The organism is Bacillus sp. 522_BSPC (assembly GCF_001076885.1).
Taxonomy (GTDB): domain Bacteria; phylum Bacillota; class Bacilli; order Bacillales; family Cytobacillaceae; genus Niallia; species Niallia hominis.
Map to the genome: position 1 here is coordinate 1 of NZ_JVDT01000187.1, position 8557 is coordinate 8557.

The 8557-nt window shown below is 35.0% G+C and carries 8 protein-coding genes and 1 riboswitch; of the genes, 6 read left to right on the forward strand and 2 right to left on the reverse strand.

The features are described from left to right. A partial coding sequence (gene cls / locus ADJ83_RS15900) for a cardiolipin synthase (protein WP_048718369.1) occupies positions 1–1344 on the reverse strand: 1344 nt, incomplete at its 3' end. A gap of 369 nt (positions 1345–1713) precedes the next feature. Between cls and ADJ83_RS15905 the strand changes: the two genes are divergently transcribed. Then, on the forward strand, positions 1714–2484 hold the full coding sequence (locus ADJ83_RS15905; protein WP_031539029.1) for a sulfite exporter TauE/SafE family protein: 771 nt from the start codon (positions 1714–1716) through the stop codon (positions 2482–2484). A gap of 82 nt (positions 2485–2566) precedes the next feature. On the opposite strand, the gene ADJ83_RS15910 is transcribed toward ADJ83_RS15905, so the two are convergent. Further along, positions 2567–2824 (reverse strand): DUF6154 family protein, encoded by a 258-nt coding sequence (locus tag ADJ83_RS15910; RefSeq protein ID WP_031539030.1) that lies wholly within the window; start codon positions 2822–2824, stop codon positions 2567–2569. 339 nt (positions 2825–3163) lie between these two features. Here ADJ83_RS15910 and ytkD point away from each other — a divergent pair, with 339 nt between their 5' ends. From ytkD to ADJ83_RS15935, 5 genes are all read left to right on the forward strand, one after another. Beyond that, entirely contained in the window at positions 3164–3646 is a 483-nt protein-coding gene (gene ytkD, locus ADJ83_RS15915) for an RNA deprotection pyrophosphohydrolase (RefSeq protein WP_035416625.1), read from the forward strand. Between the two features lie 31 nt (positions 3647–3677). Further along, entirely contained in the window at positions 3678–4469 is a 792-nt protein-coding gene (locus ADJ83_RS15920) for an alpha/beta hydrolase family protein (protein ID WP_192840954.1), read from the forward strand. 55 nt (positions 4470–4524) lie between these two features. After that, positions 4525–4767 carry a DUF2584 domain-containing protein gene (locus ADJ83_RS15925; RefSeq protein WP_031539033.1) on the forward strand — a complete coding sequence of 81 codons (243 nt, stop codon included), beginning with the start codon at positions 4525–4527 and terminating at the stop codon, positions 4765–4767. Between the two features lie 69 nt (positions 4768–4836). Further along, a riboswitch (SAM riboswitch) is annotated at positions 4837–4994 on the forward strand. A 317-nt stretch (positions 4995–5311) separates the two neighbouring features. Continuing rightward, positions 5312–6511 carry a methionine adenosyltransferase gene (metK, locus tag ADJ83_RS15930; RefSeq protein ID WP_031539034.1) on the forward strand — a complete coding sequence of 400 codons (1200 nt, stop codon included), beginning with the start codon at positions 5312–5314 and terminating at the stop codon, positions 6509–6511. 350 nt (positions 6512–6861) lie between these two features. Further along, complete coding sequence (locus tag ADJ83_RS15935; protein ID WP_048717475.1) at positions 6862–8208, forward strand: ISLre2 family transposase; 1347 nt, start codon at positions 6862–6864, stop codon at positions 8206–8208. The last annotated feature ends 349 nt before the right edge of the window (positions 8209–8557 follow it).

Consider the following 8557-nt stretch of genomic DNA (forward strand, 5'->3'; position numbering starts at 1 on the left):
GAAGTCATCTGTTAATTCATTAGCGATTTGTTCACTATAAATAAAAGCATTCACTTCAAAATTAAGTCTAAAGCTTCTCATATCAATATTGGCAGTTCCAACAGAAGCGATTTTTCGATCGACTAAAATCGTTTTAGCATGGATAAATCCATTTTCGTATATATAAATTTTCGCTCCAGCTTTTAGCATTTCACCGATATAAGAATAGGTTGCCCAATAGACAAACATATGATCAGGTTTGTTAGGAATCATTATTTTTACGTCGATTCCAGAGAGTGCAGCAATTCTTAATGTATCCAGTAAGCTTGCATCGGGAATAAAATAAGGTGTTTGAATATAAACACTTTCTTTTGCGGAAGTAATCATCTTAATATAGCCATTCTTTATCTGCTCCCATTCTGAATCAGGACCGCTTGATACAATTTGCATGCCGATATTCCCGATAATCTCCTCAATTTTTCCTGGAAAATAGTCAGGTGAATAATTAATTGCATGTAAATGTGAGGCTTGATTCCAGTCGAGAATAAATCTTGTTTGAATGGCATATACAGCTGTACCCACTATGCGTAAGTGAGTATCTCTCCAATAGCCAAATTTCGGATGAAGCCCTAAATATTCATCTCCAACATTAAATCCACCGATATAGCCAATTTTTCCATCAATAATTCCCAGTTTTCTATGATTTCGATAATTTAGGCGTAAATTGACTAAATGAAATTTACTTGGGAAAAATACTTCAACAAATCCACCTGCTGCCCGCAATTCTTTGAAAACCTTTTTACGCAATGTTCTGGAGCCAAGCTCATCATATAATAAACGAACTTCTACTCCTTCTTTTGCTTTTTCAACGAGTAGGCTAATAAGATCTGAGCCAATACCATCATTTTTAAGAATATAGTACTGTAAATGGATCGACTTTTTTGCATTTTTGATATCTGTAAATAATTGCTTGAATTTCTGGTTCCCATCTGTAAAGATTTCTACAGCATTGTTTTCTGTGAGAACGGCATCGTTGTTAAATAAATTCATATAAATTAAATCTTGATTTTTTCGAATTACTTCATTCGTAGTGCGCAATTGGTTAGAGCTTATTTGTAAAAGTTGGGAAGCTAAAATGGGCTCTATTCCGAGTTTTTTTCGCTCATCCCACTGAAATAACTTTCTATTTCGTAAATTTTGGCCGAAAAGTAAATATAAAATAAATCCAAGGATAGGGATAAAGGTAAGTACCATTAACCATGCCCATGTAGCAATAGGATCTTTTCTTTCAAAGAAGATAACAAGAAAAGCAAAAATAATGTTAAGTAAAATAATGACACTTAAGATAATGGAATAAATGTGCATCGAATTCTTTTCCTTTCTCGCTAAAACTGCAGCTATATGCGATACATAAAAAATCTTCGTAATACCAGTAAGACTAAATATTTGTGCATGTTCCTAAAGAAATATCCTGTACTATTATAGGGGATAAGGATAAAACTTGGTACTATTTTGATTTCTTTTTAAAAAGAAGAATACTCCTTTTTCCTTTATTGTGATAAAGTAGACTAGGAAAGCTTGTTAAATATTATAAGGGTTATAACAAAGCTGTTTTCGAAATTTGGTTATTGCTTGTACTAAATAGACCATGACTAATATGTTATGGTAGGAATTAGTCTATCGGTCAATCATTACCTAAATTGGAAATAGACGTTCAGGAAAGGAGTATTTTTTATGGAAGAATTACATCTTGGAATGCTACTTTTTTTAATTGGAGCCGGATTTATTGCTGCATTTATTGATTCAGTTGTTGGTGGCGGCGGATTAATATCATTACCTGCTCTTTTATTTACCGGATTGCCACCACAAATTGCGTTAGGTACAAATAAGCTAGCTTCGACCATGGGATCATTAACTAGTTCGATTTCTTTTATAAGGCATGGAAAAACGGATAAGAAATTGATAGTAAAACTCTTGCCTCTTTCCATTATTGGTTCCGCAATCGGAGTTTATGTTGTACAAAAAATACCATCCGAATCACTTAAGCCGTTAATCCTTGTTGTTTTAATCGTAGTAACTATTTATACACTTACGAAAAAAGAATGGGGAATAAACTCTACATATAATGGAATGACGAAAAAGAAGCTTCTCTTTGCTCTTTTCATTGTACCATTAATCGGTTTCTACGATGGTTTTTTAGGGGGAGGGACGGGTTCGTTCTTTTTATTTTCCTTTCTTTTAATGGGTTTTGATTTTGTGGAATCCGCTGGCAATGCCAAGGTTCTTAATTTCGGAAGTAATTTGACAGCACTTATCGTTTTTTTATGTTATGATTCAGTGTACTATTTATATGGTTTCGTGATGGGAATTGCTATGATTTTAGGAGCTTACATTGGTTCTCGCGTTGCCATTGCAAAAGGGTCAAATTATGTGAAAATATTATTTGTCCTTGTTTCTGCCACATTGATTGGAAAAAATATATATGATTACATAACAAATCGATAAATAAAAAGGCCGTTTGATAAATGATCGTTTTTCTGTGTGAGCCGATGTTTATCAACAGCCTTTTATTTAAATACAGGACGATTCAGTGTACATTTCGATGGGTAAAGATAGGGCTATTAGGTTTTCGATAATCTTCACTGGCAAACTTTCCTTTTAAGCTTTCAATTAAATAAAGACCCATTAAATCATATAATTCTTGTTCATTTAATTCTTGAATAATATGTAATAAATCTTCTCTGCTCATTTCTTCTAAAAAAGCAAAGGCGAGCATATCAATATCCTCTTCATCCCCAGTTAGTTTATTTTTATATAAGTTGTAAAGTTCATCAACAATTTTCATTATGTTGTCCTCCTATTTCAGTCTTATTATCGAATGCAAATGTAACCGTTTTATTTAACCGTATTATATATGATAACATGATATTTTTGCTAGCTATAATGTGAACATTATGTTAAGAAAGATGAGTGTTTCTTGATCGTATTGTATTCATCTTATTTCAATAGATGGTTGGAATTACTATCTATAAAAAATAATACCCTTTTTATCGATAAAAAACTCCAGTTTTATAGATAGTATTTGCTATGATAATAATATATATCATAAAATCAGGTTAAAAGGCATGTATTTGCTTTAGTATGCAAGCTACTTATATTAATAATACATAATAATGGAGAAGGTATGGAGATATTTTATGATCAAAATAAAAATTTAGTGAAACTTTCTTTTAAAAAAAATGAATGGATGCAAGAAGCAATGCATGTATTAGTCATTTGTCAGTATAAAAATCAATGGTTGTTAACGGCCCATAAAAAGAGGGGATTAGAATTTCCAGGCGGCAAAAGAGAAAAAAATGAAACAATTATTCAAACAGCTCATAGAGAGGTTATGGAAGAAACAGGTGGGATTATTGATAGGCTTCAATGGATCGCATCCTATCAGGTATTCGGAGAAGAACCATTTGTGAAGGATGTATTTTTTGCAAGAATTAGTCAATTAGTTCCAAAAGATGATTATCAGGAGACAGCTGGTCCAGTTTTAATTAAAGGCGATTTAATGGAAATACGTTGGAATGATTCATTTAGCTTTATTATGAAGGATGATGTCATCAAATATTGTATTTCTTCCATTCAGAACGAATTATTAAGCGAAAGGAAAGGGTAATATAGGAGAAAAAAGTAAAGGAGCAATTGACATGAACAATGGTGATATAATAGAAAAAATTCGATTTCCATCTCCTAATCCTTCTATTGATCTTTTTTTAGTTACTTATTATGTTGATGGCTTAAAAGTAAAGGGAATGCTTGCTTCTCCAAATGACGGGGAAATTTATGATGGTTTTCTTTATTTGAGAGGAGGCATCAAAAATGTAGGGAAGGTCCGTCCCGGGAGAGTTATCCAATTTGCATCTGAGGGTTTTGTTGTGTTCGCACCTTTTTATCGTGGTAATCAAGGTGGGGATGGAAATGAAGACTTTGCGGGCGAAGACAAAAATGATGCCATCGCTGCATTTGCACTATTAAAGAATTTATCGAATGTAAATAATGTACATGTATTTGGTTTTTCAAGAGGCGGAGTGATGGCTTTATTTGTGGGCATAAATTGTCCTGTTCAATCAATTGTTACATGGGGTGGTGTCAGCGATATGTTCCTCACCTATGAAGAACGAAAGGATTTACGTAGGATGATGAAAAGAGTAATTGGAGGAACGCCTTCAAAATATCCAGACAGATATGATGCAAGAACTCCACTTTATCAATTAGAAAAAATAAATGCACCTACGCTAATCATTCATGGGAAATTGGATACTAATGTATCGGTTGAACATAGCCTAAGGTTGGAAGCAAAATTAAAACAGTTAGGTAAGGAAGTGGGCACATGGTATTTTCCTGAATTTACGCATTACTTTCCTCCTGCTACGAATCGTAAAGTTGTCACATCTCTATCTAGCTGGATGAAAAAACAAGTGGGGAAAATGGTAAAATAAAAGAAATACTCTATTAATAATGGATAAAAATAGAAAAAGAGAAGGGGAATGGAAAATGGGTATGCCCTTAGAATTAAATACAATGATTGTAACAAAAGGGAAAGAAATAAGACTAGAAGAAAATCTTTTTCTATTAGAAAAAGAAGATTACCGTTTATATCCAATGAATATTCCGCTAGAGGTTAGAAAAACAAAAATAGCTGAGATATCTGGAATGGCGACAATTGAAAAATTAGCATGGGAAAATGGAAAGACGTCCATTACTTATAAGCTTATTGCATTGAATTCAACAAATTAATTCAATCTAGTGAAAAATGATTGACATGCGTTGTTAGATTGAGCTATCATTTTACTTTGAACGGATACTCTCTTATCCTGAGCTGGTGGAGGGACTGGCCCGATGAAACCCAGCAACCTACTATGTGAAGAAAATTACTGAATTATTTCATTTTTATGAAATGAATCAGACATTCTCTTAGGAAAGGTGCTAACCTGAAGCAAGGAATATTCCTTGAACGATAAGAGTGAAAGGTGCGAATTGATTTTACTAGGAGCCTTTTCACTATTGAAAAGGTTTTTTGTGTAAAATGAATTAATTATCTTTTATAAAAATGTATATTTTTAGGTGTGTGTTTTTATTAGAAACAAAATACTTCGTTATATATATTATGTTTACAGACATTTTACTAGTGTTACATATAATAGAGCACGGAATTGACTTCGGATAAAAACGCCATTTTTACTTCATACTATCTAGGGAATGAGTACCGTATCAAGATAAGGTTAAGGAGTGCAGGAATTAGGCCTCGCTCTACTTTTTTCTAAAATAAGGAGGAAATCAGATGTCAACAAAACGTCGCTTGTTTACTTCTGAATCGGTAACTGAAGGTCACCCAGATAAAATTTGTGATCAAATTTCAGATGCTATTTTGGACGCTATATTAGCTAAAGATGCTAATGCAAGAGTTGCTGCTGAAACATCTGTAACAACAGGGTTAGTTCTTGTTGCAGGTGAAATAACGACTTCTACATATGTGGATATCCCGAAAATTGTCCGTGAAACAATCAAAGAAATAGGCTATACACGCGCGAAATATGGATTTGATGCAGAAACAAGTGCAGTCTTAACTTCTATTGACGAGCAATCCGCTGATATTGCATTAGGAGTAGACCAAGCTCTAGAAGCTCGTGAAGGTATGATGACGGATGAGGAAATAGAAGCAATTGGTGCTGGAGACCAAGGATTAATGTTCGGATTTGCATGTAATGAAACAAAGGAATTAATGCCATTACCGATTTCATTGGCACATAAACTATCAAGAAGACTAGCAGAGGTAAGAAAAGAAGAAATCTTACCATACTTACGTCCGGATGGTAAAACACAAGTAACAGTCGAATACGATGAAAATAATCAGCCTGTTCGTATTGATACAATCGTAATAAGCACACAGCATCACCCAGAGATAACATTAGAACAAATTCAACGTAATATTAAAGAATATGTAATCAAGCCTGTTGTACCAGCTGAATTAATAGATGAAAATACAAAGTATTTCATCAATCCAACAGGACGCTTTGTTATTGGCGGACCACAAGGAGATGCTGGATTAACTGGTCGTAAAATCATTGTTGATACATATGGTGGATATGCTCGCCATGGCGGTGGAGCATTTTCTGGGAAAGATCCAACAAAAGTGGATCGCTCAGCGGCATATGCAGCACGTTATGTGGCAAAAAATATTGTCGCAGCAGGATTAGCTGATAAAGTAGAAGTACAATTAGCTTATGCAATTGGCGTAGCACAACCAGTATCTATTTCTGTTGATACGTTTGGAACTGGAATTGTTTCAGAAGATAAACTTGTAGAGGCAGTTCGCGAAAACTTCGATCTTCGTCCAGCAGGAATTATCAAGATGCTAGATCTTCGTAAACCAATATATAGACAAACAGCTGCTTATGGTCATTTTGGTCGCACTGATATTGATTTACCTTGGGAACGTACAGATAGAGCAGAGTTAATAAAAACTGCTGTCGAAGCTTAAATGCTTCTAATAAATTAAATGTATAAGGAAAGAAGTTGCATGAAAGTGTAACTTCTTTCCTTATTTTTCGTCTAAATACTTGATGTCGAACTCCGTTATTCATTGGCAAAGGAAAATCCGTAATCAGTACGATATTAATTTTTCCATCTCTAAGAAAAATACAGAGATGAAATGTTAAGTATGAGTAAAATGTTTGTGGGTAGAAAATAATTTACCCTCTGGTTTGGTTGGTGGTCGTTAGACCGCCAACCAAACGCAAGCGCGGTAGTATGAGCAAAAATAAAGAAAAAGGGACTTTCTTTTTGTATAGTAGTGTTTGCGGACAAAACATACAAAAGGAGAAAGTCCCTATGAAACAAAATACCATAAAACTACCTACATTAAAAGAAATAGAAAGTGATTTATTTAAAACATTACAGGAAACTTTTTCGGAAGTTCTCGAGGAGCTGTTAACTGGGTATGACAGAGAAATAGCTGAACAACGAGATAAAGGAAGATATCAACTCAAAGATAAGAGAGCGATTCAGATGGACACCTTATTTGGATCTGTTTCAATTAAGCGAAATTACTATTGGGATCGTATCGGCAACAAATATGTCTATTTATTAGATCAATATTTACAGTTTGAGGGCGGTAAAGGATTTAGTCCAGTTGTGGAAGAAATGGCGATGGAATTGGCGGTTACTGGGCCATCATACAGACATGCATCTTCTACGTTAGAAAAATTACTTGGATACTCTGTAGCTAGTCATGAAGCGATTCGTCAACATTTATTACAAACAGAAGTTGTACCGAGCTTGCCAATCGAACCAAAAAGAAAGGTATTATTTATCGAAGTAGATGGCTTATTTATTAAACGGCAAGGTGGTAAGAAGCGCGGACGAGAAGAAAAGATCGCAGCTATCCATGAAGGTTGGTCTATGAATGGAAAGAGAGCCAGTCTTGTGGGAAAACGGCATTTTATTCATAAAGCAGAAGCACCTTTCTGGGAAGAGTTAGAACAATTTTTAATGGATACGTATCATTACGATCCAACTACTCATCTTTTAGCTATCAATGGGGACGGAGCTAGTTGGATAACTGCGTGCAGAGAGTATTTTCAAAAGAAAGCTTTTTTCACGATAGACAGATTCCACGTAGCTCGAGAAATCCAACGTATTTTTAAAGAACATCCTAGATATAAAGCGATACGAAAAAAGCTAGCTAAGTATGATGGAGAGGGATTATTAGTAGAGTTAAATAGTGCAGTGGCGACCCTGGATACAGAGAAAAAAGAAGAACGATTAGAAGCATTAATTAACCAGCTTTCTCCATATCCCGAGGCACTTGGAGACTATAGAATTTGGTTACAGGAACAAGGAATAGATACGAGTGATATGCGTCCGATGGGCAGCGCAGAAGGAACCATGAGTGTGTTTGCCAAGCGTCTGAAAAACGGAAGGGCATGGAGTGAAAAAGGAATAGATGCATTTATTCGATTCATGGTTGGCTTAAAAGATGGATTAGATATTAAAACACTGATCGGAACAATGACGAAACGATTGGAAGAGAAGGAATCAAATCATATAAAACCAAAATACTACCGTGAAAAACTAACCAAAACAGCAGGACAGGCAACAAGACAAAACATTGCCTATTTGAGTCAAACAACAGGAAAGCCACTATATCATGCGTTAAAAGCATTACAAGGATTTTAAAAAGGATTGTCGACGTTTAACTGTAAACTGTATTCTAAAAGGTTATGGATTTTAACAACATAGAAAACGCAGAGTGGATTGGAGCGAAAGGCACTTGACTCCTGCGGGACATAGAGGAAAGGTCGAGACCCCACAGCCGGAACGGCGAGGAGGCTCGACTTCCTCCCCGCGGAAAGCAAGTGCCTGTAGCGGAAAGGAACGGTCTATTGATCCCAAAAAATTTTACGAAAACAGCCTGACTATAAATAGAGTAAGTATAGAAAGCGTTAACAATAGAGATAGCAAACACACTGAAAAAGAGAGAAATTCCGACGATAAAAAATTTCTCCCACAAATACTTGACTCAAAC